Origin of the sequence: Scandinavium sp. M-37, from assembly GCF_043558715.1 — a bacterium.
GTDB classification, from domain to species: Bacteria; Pseudomonadota; Gammaproteobacteria; order Enterobacterales; family Enterobacteriaceae; genus Scandinavium; species Scandinavium vulneris_A.
On the sequence record NZ_JBIGIN010000023.1, the window covers coordinates 31,004 to 46,846 of the forward strand.

The 15,843-nt window shown below is 55.6% G+C and carries 12 protein-coding genes; 5 read left to right on the plus strand and 7 right to left on the minus strand.

Features of this window, described 5'->3' with window-relative positions:
• Positions 1-24: 24 nt before the first annotated feature.
• From paaK to paaY, 3 genes are all read left to right on the plus strand, one after another.
• The gene (gene paaK, locus ACG0Z5_RS16415) at positions 25-1,338 is read left to right on the plus strand and encodes a phenylacetate--CoA ligase PaaK (protein ID WP_394449299.1); all 1,314 of its coding nucleotides are present in this window, start codon (positions 25-27) and stop codon (positions 1,336-1,338) included.
• A 183-nt stretch (positions 1,339-1,521) separates the two neighbouring features.
• Positions 1,522-2,457, plus strand: a complete 936-nt coding sequence (gene paaX, locus ACG0Z5_RS16420; RefSeq protein WP_394449302.1) for a phenylacetic acid degradation operon negative regulatory protein PaaX — start codon at positions 1,522-1,524, stop codon at positions 2,455-2,457.
• An 11-nt stretch (positions 2,458-2,468) separates the two neighbouring features.
• The gene (gene paaY / locus ACG0Z5_RS16425; RefSeq protein ID WP_394449305.1) at positions 2,469-3,065 is read left to right on the plus strand and encodes a phenylacetic acid degradation protein PaaY; all 597 of its coding nucleotides are present in this window, start codon (positions 2,469-2,471) and stop codon (positions 3,063-3,065) included.
• Between the two features lie 100 nt (positions 3,066-3,165).
• Here the strand turns inward: paaY and ACG0Z5_RS16430 are convergent, their stop codons facing one another.
• Both ACG0Z5_RS16430 and azoR read right to left on the minus strand, forming a co-directional pair.
• Positions 3,166-3,318: a Hok/Gef family protein gene (locus tag ACG0Z5_RS16430; protein ID WP_319630207.1), complete on the minus strand. Its 153-nt coding sequence runs from the start codon at positions 3,316-3,318 to the stop codon at positions 3,166-3,168.
• 358 nt (positions 3,319-3,676) lie between these two features.
• The gene (azoR, locus tag ACG0Z5_RS16435; protein WP_394449308.1) at positions 3,677-4,282 is read right to left on the minus strand and encodes an FMN-dependent NADH-azoreductase; all 606 of its coding nucleotides are present in this window, start codon (positions 4,280-4,282) and stop codon (positions 3,677-3,679) included.
• 201 nt (positions 4,283-4,483) lie between these two features.
• On the opposite strand from azoR, the gene hrpA reads away from it, so the two are divergent.
• Positions 4,484-8,386, plus strand: a complete 3,903-nt coding sequence (gene hrpA, locus ACG0Z5_RS16440) for an ATP-dependent RNA helicase HrpA (RefSeq protein WP_394449311.1) — start codon at positions 4,484-4,486, stop codon at positions 8,384-8,386.
• Positions 8,387-8,431: 45 nt separating this feature from the next.
• Here the strand turns inward: hrpA and pbp4b are convergent, their stop codons facing one another.
• The 5 genes from pbp4b to ACG0Z5_RS16465 form a co-directional block, all read right to left on the minus strand.
• Positions 8,432-9,730: a penicillin binding protein PBP4B gene (gene pbp4b / locus ACG0Z5_RS16445; protein ID WP_394449314.1), complete on the minus strand. Its 1,299-nt coding sequence runs from the start codon at positions 9,728-9,730 to the stop codon at positions 8,432-8,434.
• Between the two features lie 112 nt (positions 9,731-9,842).
• The gene (locus tag ACG0Z5_RS16450; RefSeq protein WP_394449317.1) at positions 9,843-10,502 is read right to left on the minus strand and encodes an O-methyltransferase; all 660 of its coding nucleotides are present in this window, start codon (positions 10,500-10,502) and stop codon (positions 9,843-9,845) included.
• A 21-nt stretch (positions 10,503-10,523) separates the two neighbouring features.
• Entirely contained in the window at positions 10,524-11,900 is a 1,377-nt protein-coding gene (locus ACG0Z5_RS16455; RefSeq protein ID WP_394449320.1) for an efflux transporter outer membrane subunit, read from the minus strand.
• The gene (locus ACG0Z5_RS16460; RefSeq protein ID WP_394449323.1) at positions 11,897-12,979 is read right to left on the minus strand and encodes an HlyD family secretion protein; all 1,083 of its coding nucleotides are present in this window, start codon (positions 12,977-12,979) and stop codon (positions 11,897-11,899) included. The genes ACG0Z5_RS16455 and ACG0Z5_RS16460 overlap by 4 nt, the downstream gene beginning before the upstream one ends.
• Before the next feature lie 25 nt (positions 12,980-13,004).
• Positions 13,005-14,657: an MFS transporter gene (locus ACG0Z5_RS16465; protein WP_394449326.1), complete on the minus strand. Its 1,653-nt coding sequence runs from the start codon at positions 14,655-14,657 to the stop codon at positions 13,005-13,007.
• 243 nt (positions 14,658-14,900) lie between these two features.
• Here ACG0Z5_RS16465 and ACG0Z5_RS16470 point away from each other — a divergent pair, with 243 nt between their 5' ends.
• Entirely contained in the window at positions 14,901-15,698 is a 798-nt protein-coding gene (locus ACG0Z5_RS16470; protein WP_394449329.1) for a YdcF family protein, read from the plus strand.
• Positions 15,699-15,843 lie beyond the last annotated feature (145 nt).

Genomic DNA, 15,843 nt, shown 5'->3' on the forward strand with positions numbered 1-15,843 from the left:
TGATTAACCTGCGAGTACCCTACAATGACAACAACAAAACTTGATCCGATTGAAACCGCATCCGTTGACGAACTGCAGGCTTTACAGACCGAACGCCTGAAGTGGACGCTGAATCATGCTTATAACAATGTGCCGATGTACCGCCGCAAATTTGATGCGGCAGGGGTTCACCCTGACGATTTCAAAGAGCTGAACGATATCCGCAAGTTCCCGTGCACCACCAAACAGGATCTGCGCGATAACTATCCGTTCGACACCTTCGCGGTGCCGATGGAGCAGGTGGTGCGCATTCATGCCTCCTCTGGCACCACCGGAAAACCAACGGTGGTGGGCTACACGCAAAACGATATTGATAACTGGGCCAATCTCGTCGCCCGTTCGCTGCGTGCCGCTGGCGGCAGCGCGAAAGATAAAATTCACGTGGCCTATGGTTACGGCCTGTTCACCGGCGGGCTGGGAGCACACTACGGCGCTGAGCGTTTGGGGGCCACGGTTATTCCGATGTCCGGCGGTCAAACCGAAAAGCAGGCGCAGCTGATCCGTGATTTCAAACCTGACATGATCATGGTCACGCCCTCGTACTGCCTGAATCTGATTGAAGAGATGGAACGCCAGATGGGCGGGGATGCCAGCGGCTGTAGTCTGCGCGTCGGCGTATTTGGTGCCGAGCCGTGGACCCTGGCGATGCGCAAAGAAATTGAACGACGTCTGGGCATTACCGCGCTGGATATCTATGGTCTGTCTGAAGTGATGGGCCCGGGAGTGGCGATGGAGTGTCTGGAAACCGCCGATGGGCCGACCATCTGGGAAGATCACTTCTACCCTGAAATCGTGAATCCGAATGACGGCACGCCGCTCGACGATGGTCAGCAAGGTGAACTGCTGTTCACAACGCTCACCAAAGAAGCCTTGCCGGTAATCCGCTATCGCACCCGCGATTTAACCCGCCTTCTGCCAGGCACTGCCCGCACCATGCGGCGAATGGATCGCATCAGCGGACGCAGCGACGACATGCTGATCATTCGCGGCGTGAACGTCTTCCCGTCGCAGCTGGAAGAAGAAATCGTCAAGTTCGAGCATCTGTCGCCGCACTATCAGCTGGAAGTGAACCGTCGCGGGCATCTTGATTCGCTGTCGATTAAGGTCGAGTTGAAAGAGAGCAGTCTGACGCTGAGCCATGAACAGCGCTGCCAGGTTTGCCACCAGCTCCGGCATCGCATCAAATCGATGGTTGGGATTTCTACCGACGTGACCATCGTCAACTGCGGCAGCATTCCGCGCTCCGAGGGTAAAGCCTGCCGGGTTTTCGACCTGCGTAAGCTGGTGGCGAATGGCTGAAGCCTTACCCCTCACCCTAACCCTCTCCCAAAAGGAGAGGGGATCATCCGCCGTCGCCTTTCTCCCTTCCTTTGGGATAGAGATCATCCGGTGTCCTCTTTCTCCCTCTCCCTTTGGGAGAGGGTCGGGGTGAGGGTAAAACAATCTATGCTATGATTCAGTTTGCACAAAAATAACAGCAGAATGAATCAGATGAGCAAACTTGATGCCTTTATCCAGCAGGCGGTAGCCGCCGTGCCGGTCAGCGGAACCTCTTTAATCTCCTCTCTGTATGGGGATGCTCTTTCGCATCGTGGCGGCGAAATTTGGCTGGGCAGCCTGACCGCATTGCTGGAAGGGCTTGGCTTCGGCGACCGCTTCGTGCGGACGTCACTTTTCCGACTCAACAAAGAGGGTTGGCTGGACGTGTCGCGTATCGGGCGACGCAGCTTTTACCGCCTGAGTGATAAAGGGTTGCGTCTGACGCGGCGTGCGGAAAGCAAAATTTATCGTGCTGAGCCGCCGGCCTGGGACGGCACCTGGCTGCTGTTACTGTCCGAAGGGCTGGATAAAAACACCCTCACCGATGTAAAAAAACAGCTTATCTGGCAGGGGTTCGGCACCTTAGCGCCGAGCCTGATGGCCTCTCCCTCACAAAAACTGGCCGATGTGCAGGCGCTGCTGCATGAAGCGGGGGTGGCAGAGAACGTTATCTGTTTTGAGGCCCGTTCGCCGTTAGCCACGTCGGTCAGCGCCCTGCGCGCCCGGGTGGAAGAGTGCTGGCAGCTCACCGAACAAAACCAGATGTATGAAAACTTCATTAATACCTTCAGACCGCTGCTACCGCTGCTGAGAGACGCCTCGCCGGAGGAGTTAACGCCTGAGCGTTGTTTTGCTGTCCAACTGCTGGCCATTCATCTTTATCGGCGGGTTATCCTTAAAGACCCGCTATTGCCGGAAGAATTATTGCCCGCGCACTGGGCTGGACAGGCTGCACGCCAGCTGTGCATTAATATCTATCAGCGCGTTGCCGCAGGCGCGTTGGCGTGGGTCAGTGAAAAGGGCGAAACGTCAGTCGGCCCGCTACCACAGCCTGCGTCTCCATTTTATCAGCGTTTCGGTGGTCTGAAACTACAATAAGGAGCCTGTATATGCCGATTTATCAGATTGATGGCTTAACGCCAGTGGTGCCGGAAGAGAGCTATGTTCATCCGACGGCGGTCCTGATTGGCGATGTTATTCTCGGCAAAGGTGTGTACGTCGGGCCTAACGCCAGCCTGCGTGGCGATTTTGGCCGGATCGTCATTAAAGACGGGGCCAATATTCAGGACAACTGCGTGATGCATGGCTTCCCGGAGCAGGACACGGTGGTAGAAGAAGACGGTCACATTGGGCACAGCGCCATTTTACACGGCTGTGTTATCCGCCGTAATGCGCTGGTTGGGATGAACGCCGTCATCATGGATGGGGCGGTGATTGGCGAAAACAGCATTGTCGGCGCGGCGGCCTTTGTGAAAGCGAAAGCGGAAATGCCCGCAGACTATTTGATTATTGGTAGCCCGGCCAAAGCGATCCGCGCGTTAAGTCCCGAAGAAAGGGAATGGAAAAAACGGGGTACGCGGGAGTATCAGGTGCTGGTTGAGCGCTGCAAACTAACGATGCATCAGGTTGAACCGCTACGAGAAGTGGAAGAAGGGCGGCAACGACTGGAATTTGATGAAAATCTGCGGCCAAAATCGGCGAAATAGTTCAGGTTAGCCCTCTCTGGTATGAGAGAGGGCTAAGACGGGTGCTATCGGCATCCGTGCCCTACAGTCAGACGCGGGGATGACTCCCCGCGTTTGTCAGTCACTTCCTCGATTCGTAAGCGAGAACCGCTCTGATTTCCATACCGCGCTCTTTGATGCTCAGCTCACATAACGTTTCGCGAACCATCAGCGTGAACCCCAGCACTGTGAAACACAGCACCACGATTGCCACCAGGGCATACTTTGTCAGCATGTTATTGCCTCCGTGCTAAGAAGGGACTAACATCCAACGTGCTAGGTTTGGGATGTTAGTCCCCCAGGTTGATAGAAATATCTCCTGGGGCTCCAACTTTCCAGCTCCTGCACGAACGACCTGTCCAATGCCTGAGCCAGAAAGCCTCAAGCACCCGCCGCCATTGTATGTACTTCTCTTCACTGTCAAAGCCCGATATGTTGTTTCCCCGAGCACGCTCGTAAAACGTTATCTTTTATCGCAAGTAAAGTTTGTATAGAGCATCTGCGTGAAGCGGCTGCTATAGGAATGATAAGAACTGAGGTGATGAAATGTGGTCTGGAGAATCCTCTCACCGGGCGGTGAGAGGATAAAATACTTAGGCAGCAACCAGGCTGTTGATTGCAGCTTTGGCGTCGGACTGCGCTTTGGCAGCCACTTCTGGGCCGTAAGCTACGCCTTCAGCGAACACGAAGTTCACGTCGGTGATGCCGATGAAGCCCAGGAACAGCTTCATGTACGGGGCCAGCAGGTCGGTTGGGGTATCTTTATGGATACCGCCACGGCTGGAAACGACAACCGCACGTTTACCGGTAACCAGGCCTTCAGGGCCATTTTCGGTGTAACGGAAGGTCACGCCAGCACGGGCTACCAGGTCAAAATAGTTTTTCAGCTGCGTTGGGATGTTGAAGTTATACATCGGCGCGGCGATCACGATGACGTCGTGGGCCTGCAGCTCAGCGATCAGTTCGTCGGACAGGGCCAGCGCTTCCTGCTGACGTGGGGTCAGCGGAGCATCGCTTGGACGCAGTGCGCCAACCAGTTCACCATCCAGCACCGGGATTGGCTGTGCAGCCAGATCACGAACGGTAATCTGATCTGCCGGGTGTTTTTCAGCCCACTGTTCAACAAAATAGTCGGTCAACTGACCGGACTGAGAGTACCCTGCCAGAATACTGGATTTGAGAACTAATACTTTGCTCATGGGTGTTTCCTTATATGAGATTGACGGGCCCGTGCCCTGTTGCTTGATGACACTTTATTCACAATCCTGTCGCAGGGATAGCGCAATATATCGAAGCCTTCGTTCAAATTTATTGATGAAGTAAAGCGAAGCCCCGATGTGGTACTCTAACACTAATGAAAACAGAGACATTTTTCCGGCAGTGCACTGCCCGATAACGCTATGACAGAACAACAGAAAATGACTTTCTCACAGCTTCATCAGCAGCTCGACGGCCTGATGCTGCGCGACAAAACGCGCTTTGCCCGTCGTTTGCACGGCGTGAAGAAGGTTAAAAATCCTGAATCACAACAGGCCATTATGCAGGAGATGGCAAAAGAGATAGCCCAGGCAGCGGGTAAAGTCCTGCTGCGCGAGGCGGCACGTCCGGCCATTTCCTACCCGGAAAACCTGCCTGTTAGCCAGAAGAAACAGGACATTTACGATGCCATTCGCGACCATCAGGTGGTGATTGTGGCGGGGGAAACCGGATCGGGTAAAACCACGCAGCTGCCGAAAATCTGTATGGAGCTGGGGCGCGGGGTGAAGGGGCTGATAGGCCATACCCAGCCGCGTCGTCTGGCGGCGCGTACCGTCGCCAACCGTATTGCCGAAGAGCTGCAAACGGAGCCGGGCGGCTGCATCGGGTATAAGGTGCGTTTCAGCGATCACGTCAGCGATAACACCATGGTTAAGCTGATGACCGACGGTATTCTGCTGGCGGAAATCCAGCAGGACCGCCTGCTGATGCAATACGACACCATCATTATTGATGAAGCGCACGAGCGCAGCCTGAACATCGATTTTCTGCTCGGTTACTTCCGCGAACTGCTGCCGAAGCGGCCGGATCTTAAAATCATCATCACCTCTGCGACCATCGATCCGGAACGTTTCTCAAAACATTTCAACAACGCGCCGATTATCGAAGTGTCCGGTCGAACCTATCCGGTTGACGTCCGCTATCGCCCGATTGTGGAAGATGCCGATGACACCGAGCGCGATCAGCTGCAGGCAATTTTCGATGCGGTCGACGAGCTGGGTCAGGAAAGCCCGGGCGATATTCTGATTTTCCTCAGCGGTGAGCGCGAAATTCGCGATACCGCCGATGCATTGAGCAAGCGCGACCTGCGTCATACCGAAATTCTGCCGTTGTACGCCCGTTTATCGAACAGCGAGCAAAACCGCGTATTCCAGTCGCACAGCGGGCGGCGCATCGTATTGGCCACCAATGTGGCGGAAACCTCGCTGACGGTGCCGGGTATTAAATACGTTATTGATCCTGGCACCGCGCGCATCAGTCGCTACAGCTACCGCACTAAAGTGCAGCGTTTACCGATTGAGCCGGTGTCACAGGCGTCGGCCAATCAGCGTAAAGGCCGCTGCGGACGTGTGTCGGAAGGGATCTGTATTCGTCTCTATTCGGAAGACGATTTCCTGTCACGCCCGGAGTTTACCGATCCAGAAATTCTGCGTACTAACCTGGCGTCCGTCATCCTGCAAATGACCGCGTTGGGGCTGGGCGATATTGGCGCCTTCCCGTTCGTGGAAGCGCCGGATAAACGCAATATTCAGGACGGAGTGCGTCTGCTCGAAGAGCTGGGTGCCATCACCACTGATGAACAGCAGTCGGTGTATAAACTGACGCCGATGGGTCGCCAGCTTTCGCAGCTGCCGGTGGATCCACGTCTGGCGCGTATGGTGCTGGAAGCGCAGAAACACGGCTGCGTGCGTGAGGCGATGATTATCACCTCGGCACTCTCGATTCAGGATCCGCGTGAACGTCCGATGGACAAACAGCAGGCATCTGACGAGAAACATCGCCGTTTCCACGACAAAGAGTCCGATTTCCTCGCCTTTGTGAATCTGTGGAATTACCTTGGCGAGCAGCAAAAAGCGCTGTCATCAAATCAGTTCCGTCGCCTGTGCCGCACCGACTACCTCAACTATCTGCGCGTACGCGAGTGGCAGGATATTTATACCCAACTGCGTCAGGTGGTAAAAGAGCTGGGCATTCCGGTGAACAGTGAACCAGCGGAATACCGCGAAATTCACGTCGCCTTGCTGACCGGGCTGCTGTCGCATATCGGGATGAAAGACGCCGATAAGCAGGAATTTACCGGTGCGCGCAATGCCCGTTTCTCAATCTTCCCGGGCTCTGGCTTATTCAAAAAGCCGCCGAAGTGGACGATGGTAGCGGAACTGGTGGAAACCAGCCGTCTGTGGGGCCGCATCGCGGCGCGTATCGATCCTGAATGGGTCGAGCCGGTAGCCCAGCATCTGATTAAACGCTCCTACAGCGAGCCACACTGGGAACGTTCGCAGGGCGCGGTGATGGCGACCGAGAAGGTGACCCTGTACGGTTTGCCGATTGTCGCCGCCCGCAAGGTGAATTACAGCCAGATTGACCCGGCGCTGTGCCGTGAGCTGTTTATTCGTCATGCGCTGGTAGAAGGTGACTGGCAGACGCGACACGCCTTTTTCCGCGAAAACCTGAAGTTGCGCACTGAAATTGAAGAACTTGAGCACAAAACGCGCCGCCGCGACATTCTGGTGGATGACGATGCGCTGTTTGAGTTTTATGACCAGCGCATCAGCCATGAGGTGATTTCCGCCCGCCATTTCGATAACTGGTGGAAGAAAGCCAGCCGCGACACGCCGGATCTGCTCAACTTTGAAAAAAGTATGCTGATCAAGGAAGGGGCCGAAAGCGTCAGCAAACTCGACTATCCGAACTTCTGGCATCAGGGCAATTTCAAACTGCGCCTGAGTTACCAGTTCGAACCGGGAGCGGATGCTGACGGGGTGACGGTACACATTCCACTGCCGCTGCTCAATCAGGTAGAAGAGGCCGGTTTCGAATGGCAAATTCCGGGTCTGCGTCGCGAGCTACTGATTGCGCTGATCAAGTCGTTGCCAAAACCCGTGCGGCGTAACTTTGTGCCTGCCCCGAACTACGCCGAAGCGCTGCTGGGACGCATGACGCCGCTTGAGATGCCGCTGCTGGATGCAATGGAGCGTGAATTACGCCGGATGAGTGGTGTGACCATGGACCGTGACGACTGGCACTGGGATCAGGTGCCCGATCACCTGAAAATGACCTTCCGTGTGGTTGATGACAAGAACAAGAAACTCCAGGAAGGCCGTGACCTGACGGCGCTGAAAGACGCGTTAAAAGGCAAAGTTCAGGAAACGCTGTCGGCGGTGGCCGACGACGGTATCGAACAGAGCGGTTTACATCTCTGGAGTTTCGGCACCCTGGCAGAAAGCTATGAACAGAAGCGCGGCAACTATAAGGTGAAAGCCTGGCCTGCGCTGGTGGACGAGCGCGACAGCGTGGCAATCAAACTGTTTGATAATCCGCTGGAACAGCAACAGGCCATGTGGCGCGGTCTGCGTCGGTTGCTGCTGCTCAACACGCCGTCGCCGATTAAGTATCTGCATGAAAAGCTGCCGAATAAAGCCAAGCTGGGCCTGTACTTTAACCCGTACGGCAAAGTGCTCGATTTAATCGACGACTGTATTTCCTGTGGCATCGACAAGCTTATCCACGAAGCGGGCGGCCCGGTATGGACCGAAGAAAACTTCGCGAAGCTGCACGAAAAAGTGCGCGCCGAGCTGAACGATACGGTGGTGGAGATAGCCAAACAGGTCGAGCAAATCCTGACTGCGGTGTTCAATATCAATAAGCGGCTGAAAGGGCGCGTGGATATGACCATGGCGCTGGGGCTGTCCGATGTGAAAGCACAGATGGCGGGTCTGGTGTATCGCGGTTTCGTCACCGGGAATGGCTTTAAGCGTCTGGCCGACACGCTGCGTTACCTCAACGCCATTGAGAAACGACTGGAAAAATTAGCTATCGACCCGCACCGCGATCGGGTACAGATGCTGAAGGTCGAAAGCGTGCAGCAGGCGTGGCAGCAGTGGCTGAACAAGCTGCCGCCGGGTCGTCGTGACGATGATGACGTGCAGGAGATCCGTTGGATGATTGAAGAGCTGCGGGTCAGCTACTTCGCACAGCAGTTAGGTACGCCGTATCCGATTTCCGATAAGCGTATTTTGCAGGCGATGGAGCAGATAACCGGGTAATGCTTTGGCGGACAATTAAGGGAGCCGAATGGCTCCCTTATTCTTTTATTGGCTGTTCAGTGCCCCGTAGATTTGATCAACAATCCAGCCGTAGGTCGCTGCAGGCAACAACCCGCTCTCAAAGACGTTTGGATTAGATTTAGGGTCGGCTACAGGCGAATGCGGCCTTTTGCCCAAAATGACGATTGCCATATGGTTAACGGGATCGATTGCCGTCAGTGTACCGGTCCATCCGGTGTGTCCATAGGTTTCTGGCGCGGCTAACACGCCAAATGTTGGTGTCATCGAGGCGTTGCCATTTACGCGCCAGCCCAGGCCAAAGGTCGCGTCTTCTTTCGATGCGCGTGTAAATTGCTCGACCGTTTTTTTATCGAACAGCTTGACCTTGCCGTAGCCGCCGCCGTTGAGCATCACCTGCATCAGTACGGCCATATCGCGGGTATCAGAAAATAATCCGGCGTGCCCTGATACTCCGCCCATGGCATACCAGGCTTTTTCATCATGAACCTCGCCCCAAATTGTCGTAGTGCGAATGTTGGGAAAATGGATAGCGCCGTCGCGGGTGTTACCGTTGAGTTCAGTGGCGGCAATTTGCTGTTGCGTAAAGCCTTTTTTTAACGGGTTAAATACGGTGTGTTGCAAACCAAGAGGTTTATAAATGGTATTTTCGACGTATTGATCAAGCGGCATTTCTGTCACCGCCTCAATGATGAACCCGAGGATCATATAATCCACGTCACTGTAAATGTGTCGGGTGCCGGGCGGATATTGCAGCGGCGTCTGTTTTATTTTCTCGAGGGTGGTTTTTTTATCTTGCGAGAATAAATCCCCGGCAACGTTTTTATTAGGGTATTGCGGGTCGGCGGGGAAGCCCGCGACATGATGAAGAATATCAGTGATCCGTAGCGTACTTTTGCCTTTGATTTTGTCTGTTGGCGTATCGCCGAATCCGGGAATATATTTTGAGACTAAATCATTGACGTTAATTTTGCCCTCAGACACCAGTTTTTGTAGGGCAAAATTGGTTGCATACATTTTAGTGTTCGACGCCAGGTCATACATCGTATCGGTTGTCGCGCGAAGTGGGGTAGCCATGGGGACAGAACCATCATATTTTTTGGCGTATCCCCAGGCTTTTTGTAAAACGACATGATTATCTTTTATCACCAGAATATTCATTCCGGGATACCCGGCATCAATTTGGCTCTGAACCCACGTATCCAGCCTGTGAAGCTTATTCATATCAAACCCTGCCTGCTCCGGACTGGCGTCGGTGAGTACCGGGTAGTCAGCGGCAAAAGCCGAAACCGAAAAGACAAGTAAAGCGGTCGATATTATTTTCATGATTAATCCCTCAATCTCTGGTCAGAGTGACAACGATGGACACTATAACGTAGTGGCGAGTGGGTTCAGACAGTGATGAGGTGAAGCCGTGATCGGATTAACACCGAACGCGTCAGCCATTCACCCACGCCAAAGTAAAGCCATCCCAGCCTTTCAATCCGACCGTTTGCAGCGCCGTACAGGTTAAGCGCGGATCGTTGCCCATCATCTCAATAAATCGCCGCATACCCTGAACGCTTTTATCCTGACTTTCCGGGCGCGTGACTTCACCTTCACGCACCACGTTATCACCCACAATTAGCGTACCCGGGTGGGAATACAACAGCGCCCATTGCAGATAAAAGGGGTTATTCGGCTTATCGGCATCAATAAAAATCAGGTCGTAGGTTTCCGACGGATCGAGCGTCGCCAGCGAATCCAGGGCCGGGCCTTCGATAACCTCGACCTTATTTTCCAGCCCCGCGAGCTGGAGATTCTGCCGGGCCACTGCTGCGTGATGCGCATCAAATTCGAGGGTGGTCAGCTTGCCGTCTTCAGGCAGTTCCCGCGCCATCCAGATGGTGCTGTAAGCGCCCAGTGTACCAATCTCCAGCACCCGTTTCGCCCGCGTCATGCGGACAAACAGGGCCAAAAGCTGGCCCTGATTTGCCGCCACGTCGATTGCGGGCAGGCCCGCCTGCAGGTTATTTTCCAGTACTTTTTCCAACAACGGATCGTTCGGAAGAAGTTGGTTAATCAGATAATTATCAACAGCAGACCATGATTTTTGCATCTCTGAACCTCATTGCGAGCGTCAGCCTGACAGAGAAGACCAGCCGCCTCCCAGCGACCGGTAAAGGGATATTTGCGCCAGCAACAGGTTATTTTTCACCTGAACCACGCTCAGTTGGGTAGAGAATAGCGTGCGCTGGGCGTCTAGCACGTCAAGATAAGACGAATACCCGTTGCGATAGCGGTTTTGCGCGATGCGCAGGGTCTCTTCTGCGACCTGTTCCTGTCCCCGCAACGCCTCCAGCTGTTCGCCATAACGGGTAATGGCATCAAGACTGTCATTCACTTCACCGAAGGCGCTACGCACCGTTTTTTCATAGCCGTACAACGCCTGATTGCGCTGCGACATCGACACATCTACCTGCGCATTCAGCGCCTGGCGGTTCAGCAGCGGGGCGAGAATACTGCCGCCGACGCTCCACAGCCGGAGCGGATTATCCAGTAAACCGGCCAGACCATCGTCCTGATAGCTGCCGCTGGCGGTCAGGCTTATCGACGGCAGCAGCTGTGCCTGGGAAGAGGCCAGCGTTTCATCGGCGGCGATCAGTTCCCGTTGCGCCTGCACAACATCCGGCCGACGATTTAACAACGAAGAGGGCAACGGTGAAGGCGCCGCTAGCGGCGTAAGCGCCTCGAAGGTATTGCGCGGCACGTTGGCCGGATTTTGCCCGAGCAGCAAACTCAACGCATTTTCCTGCTGGGCGATTTGATGCTGTAACTGCGGGATCTGCGCCCGGGTGCCGCGCAGTTCTGAATCGGCCTGCATCAGTTCCAGGCGTGAGGTATACCCCGTTTCATATTGTCGTTTAGCCAGCCGGTACGCTTCTTCGCGTGATGTCAGCGTGTCCTGGGTGACGCGCAGCTGTTCGTCCAGCGACAGCAGGGTCACATACCCGGCGGCGACGTTAGAGGCCACGGTCAGTTCCGCCGCCACCGCTGCGGCTTGTTGCGCCGCCAGTGAGGCGTCCGCCGCGCGCGAGGCCGACCGGTTTGCGCCCCACAAATCGACGTCGTAGTTTGCCGTCAGGCTGCCTTTATACAGGGTGCTGTGGACCGGTAAACCGCTGGCTGCCGACTGCGCCCGGGCGCGAGTGCCGTTCAGCCCGACGTCCAGGGAGGGAAACAACGAGCCTTCGCTGGCATAGGCACGGGCCTGATACTCATTCACCCGTTCGCGGGCAATCAGCACATCGCTGTTATAGCGCAGGGATTGATCGACATACTGATTGAGCCGACCGTCATGAAAATTACGCCACCACACGCCTTCCGCCTGGCTGGCGGGGCCGACGTTTTGTCGCCACTGGGTCGGGATGTCGAGGTGCGACTCCGCTTTTTGCACATCCGCCGACTGGCAGCCAGCCAGCAGCAGGGCTAATGCGACAGACGATAAGCGCCTCATTTTTGCGCCTCGCGGGTATCGATGGTCACCTGCACCGACATCCCTGGGCGCAGGCGTTCGGCATTTTTCTGCCCCTCGTTCACGGTAATGCGTACCGGAATACGCTGGGCAATTTTGACGAAGTTCCCGGTGGCGTTATCCGGGGAAATGGCGCTGAATTCGACCCCGGTCGCCGGAGAAATACTTTGCACCGTGCCGTTAAATTTCTCGCTGTTCAATGCATCCACGGTGAAGGTCGCGGGCTGGCCGACTTTTAACTCGGCCAGCTGCGTTTCTTTGATATTGGCAATCACCCAGTGCTGTGGCGGCACCAGCGTCGTCAGGTGCGTCCCGGCGGTGACGTATGCCCCAAGCCGGACGCTGATTTGCCCGAGCTGGCCGTCACGGGGGGCAACAACCCGGGTGTTTTGCAGGTCAATCTGCGCCAGCTCCAGTGCTGCTTTGGCGCTGGCGACATCTGCTTCCAACGACGCGCGATTGACGATGGTGGTTTGCAAATCCTGACGGGACATTTCAAGCGTTGCTTTGGCCTGTTCGATATCGGCATTGCCCTGCGCCGCGCTCGCCAGCGCCGCATCGCGCTCACGAATCGATAGCGATCCGTCAGAGGTCAGTTCTTTTACCCGCTTCAAATCGGCCTGCGATTTCAGGTTTTGTGCTTTGGCGTTCGCCAGCGCCGCCGCGTTTCGGGCGATCACCGCTTCGGCACTTTTACGCTGCTGCAAATTATTATTCAGCGCCGCTTCTTTCATCGCCAACTGGGCCTCGGCCTGATGTACGCGCTGACGGTAAATGCGATCGTCTATCTGGATAAGCACCTCGCCGGGCTTCACCTGGTCAAAATCCTTCACATTCACCGCTGTGATGTAGCCGTTGACCTGCGGGCTGATAAAGGTAGTCATTCCGCGCACGTAGGCGTTATCAGTGAACTGACTGTGGCGGGTGAAGGGCGGGAGTTGCCAGGCATAAAGAATGACCAGCACGCCCACCAGGCCAATGGCCGCTGCGGTAAAAATAGAAACGACGCGCAGGTTATTGCGCGTGCGGGCCTGCTCGTTGGCGGCATCCTGCTGACTCATAACGACTCCCGTACCTCGACCATAATTATTGGGTTCCTGTATTTTTCTTTAATGCCAGATGGGCGGTAATGCGCAGCCGTAACAGCCGCCAGCAGATCCACACCAGCGTCATGCCTGCGATGCAGGCGGTCAGCAAATAAGTATCGTTATAGGCCAGAATATTGGCCTGCAGCGTGCCGACGGTTTGTAACTGCGTCAGCGCCTGGACGCCGAGCAGCGAGCTGTCGCCAATCTGACTTTGAAACAGCTGGGTGTACTGCTGAATGCGGTCGGTCACCAGTGGATTGAGGGTAGTGAGCTGTTCGGCAAGCATCGCCGAATGGTACTTTTCCCGCCAGGTCTGGAAGGTGCCGAGAATAGCGGAGCCGAGCAGGCCGCCGATATTCTGGCTCATGCCGAACAGCACTGAAAAACTGACCAGATTGCGCGGGTCGGCGATTACACCGCCAATGCCCGCCAGCATTGAGGGCGCGATGAAAAAGGCGCTGGCGAAGCCGAGTAAGAACTGGCTCACCATCAGCTGGTCCGGTCGGGTCAGGCTACTCGACTGACTGTCCATCAACGAGGCGACCACCATCAGCGCCAGTGAGGTGACAATCGGCCAGGCCAGGCGCTGAGGTTTGAGGGTTAAACAGCTAGCAACGATGCCGCAGGTAATCCCGGCAAAAATCGACCACGCCAGGGGGATCATCTGCTCGTTTTGCAGCCCGACATATTGCAGCCAGCCGATGACGCCGGTGTTCTGTTCCGCCAGCACGATGCGGATCAGCAGCATGATCAACCCCAGACGCACAATGCTGCCGCTCGACAGCCAGCGGGTATTGAGTAGCGGGTTGCTGCGGTTATGTTCAAACACAATGGCGCTGATGATAAGCACCGTCGCCAGCGCCAGAGACCAGCCGAGCCACGGCGCTTCAAACCACCAGTCGAGTCGCCCGAGGGACAGCACCGCACACAACAGCGCCATGCCGGGGGCCAGCAGGAAAAAGGTCACGAAGTCTTTCTTCTCGAATACCTTTTTGCGATCGCTTGGCGGTAATTTCAGAGCGATAACGCAGGCCAGACAGACCAACGCCAGCCCAAGTTCAAAGAAATAGAGACCACGCCATTCGTCGAGCTGCAACAGTTCGGTGGAAAAAAGCCGGGCGAGGGGAATGGCCAGCGACGATCCGGTAATGCCAATCGTCAGGCCTTTCAGGCGATGCCGCGCGGGCCAGGCCTGAATCTGATAGTAAATTCCCAATGAACTGAGCGCCGCCGCCACCATGCCATGGGCGGCTCGCACCATCAGGGCGCTGCTGAGATCGTTAACAAACAGGTGGAAAAAGGTCACCAGCACATACAGCACCAGAAACCCTTCGGTAAAGGCGCGCAGCCCGTACTGCTGGCGGAATTTGACCAGCAGCAGGTTGATCGAGACATTGGTCATCACATATACCGCGGGCAGCCATGCGATTTCGGTGGACCAGGCGGCGAAGGTGCCTTGCAAATTTTGCAGGTTGGCGGTAACGACAGCGTTACCCAGTGCGCCCGTCAGACACACCAGCAGGCCCACAATTCCATAAGCGATGCGCTTTGGCGCGGTGTGTTCCGGCGTGGAAGGCGAGCCGAGAAGGGCGGGCTTTTCGTGCGGTGCCCAGTCGTGTGGCGCGTAAGGATCGCGTTTCGGCAGGCGCATCTTATCCCTTTGACCTTGCGGAAAATGTAATCAATAAGTTAATTGTTAGCGGGCTAATGATTGTAATCCTGTTACAAAACATTATTCAAGTGAATATGTGCATAGTGTAACAAAATCATTCTGAATAAAAGTCCTCGTTAAAGGCGCGGTAATAGCGCCAGCCGCTCGCTTTCAGAGAGATCTACTGTCATCATCCGCCGCGGACGTTACCCTGTGGTATGACAATCGAAAGAAGGGAGCCTTATGCTAACGACCTTTCCACATTTGAATGAGACAACGCTGAACGCCGCCAACCGGGTGGGTGAATGGCTGGCGCAGAATGATTTCGACACGCCGCCGGTAAACGTTGAGGCCGATGTCGTGGTCCTGGCAGGTAACGCGGTGATGCCGACCATTGACGCCGCCTGTCGACTGGCGGCAGAGAACCGCACGCTGCTGATCAGCGGCGGGATTGGTCACTCGACCACCTTTCTCTATTCGGCAGTCGCCCGCCATCCGCGTTACAACACGTTGCGTACTACCGGGCTTGCCGAGGCGACGATCCTCGCCGATATCGCGCATCAGTTCTGGAACATCCCGCGGGAGCGCATCATCGTTGAAGACTTATCCACTAACTGTGGCGAAAACGCCCGTTTCACCCGTGAGCTGATGAAAGCGCGGGGGATGACCTGCCAAAGCGCGATTGTGGTGCAGGACCCGACCATGCAGCGCCGCACCATGGCAACTTTCGCTCACGTCTGGCACGCCGACCCGGATGCGCCGCAGTGGCACAGTTATCCTGGTTATCTGCCGGTGTTGTGTAACGGCAGGAATGGCCTGACGTTCAGCGAGGAAGCAGATGCCGTCTGGCCCGTTGAGCGTTATCTATCGCTGCTGTTAGGCGAATTGCCGCGTATTCAGGATGACGAAAACGGCTACGGGCCGCGCGGAAAAGGGTTCATCGCCCATGTTGATATGCCTGTTGACGTGCAGGCGGCCTGGCAGATTCTGCGTGAAGATGCGCTGCTGCGTGAGGCGTTATCCAGCCGTTCTCTTTTATAATTCTCCCTGCCGATGATGCCCGTTTGCGACAAAAATGCCGCAAACGGGCAAACCTTAACTTCCCCTGTCCGGCGCTGAATCGCGTTCAGCGCATCACTTTTATGAGATGTCTCACAAATTCAGGCTGATAGGGTTGGGTTTCAGA

Bases quoted from the DNA above. Each gene is read 5' to 3' on its own strand.
- ACG0Z5_RS16470 (WP_394449329.1), top strand. From the start codon at position 14,901: ATGCTAACGACCTTTCCACATTTGAATGAGACAACGCTGAACGCCGCC.
- ACG0Z5_RS16465 (WP_394449326.1), bottom strand. From the start codon at position 14,657: ATGCGCCTGCCGAAACGCGATCCTTACGCGCCACACGACTGGGCACCG.
- ACG0Z5_RS16460 (WP_394449323.1), bottom strand. From the start codon at position 12,979: ATGAGTCAGCAGGATGCCGCCAACGAGCAGGCCCGCACGCGCAATAAC.
- paaX (WP_394449302.1), top strand. From the start codon at position 1,522: ATGAATCAGATGAGCAAACTTGATGCCTTTATCCAGCAGGCGGTAGCC.
- ACG0Z5_RS16430 (WP_319630207.1), bottom strand. From the start codon at position 3,318: ATGCTGACAAAGTATGCCCTGGTGGCAATCGTGGTGCTGTGTTTCACA.
- azoR (WP_394449308.1), bottom strand. From the start codon at position 4,282: ATGAGCAAAGTATTAGTTCTCAAATCCAGTATTCTGGCAGGGTACTCT.
- paaK (WP_394449299.1), top strand. From the start codon at position 25: ATGACAACAACAAAACTTGATCCGATTGAAACCGCATCCGTTGACGAA.
- ACG0Z5_RS16450 (WP_394449317.1), bottom strand. From the start codon at position 10,502: ATGCAAAAATCATGGTCTGCTGTTGATAATTATCTGATTAACCAACTT.
- hrpA (WP_394449311.1), top strand. From the start codon at position 4,484: ATGACAGAACAACAGAAAATGACTTTCTCACAGCTTCATCAGCAGCTC.
- paaY (WP_394449305.1), top strand. From the start codon at position 2,469: ATGCCGATTTATCAGATTGATGGCTTAACGCCAGTGGTGCCGGAAGAG.
- pbp4b (WP_394449314.1), bottom strand. From the start codon at position 9,730: ATGAAAATAATATCGACCGCTTTACTTGTCTTTTCGGTTTCGGCTTTT.
- ACG0Z5_RS16455 (WP_394449320.1), bottom strand. From the start codon at position 11,900: ATGAGGCGCTTATCGTCTGTCGCATTAGCCCTGCTGCTGGCTGGCTGC.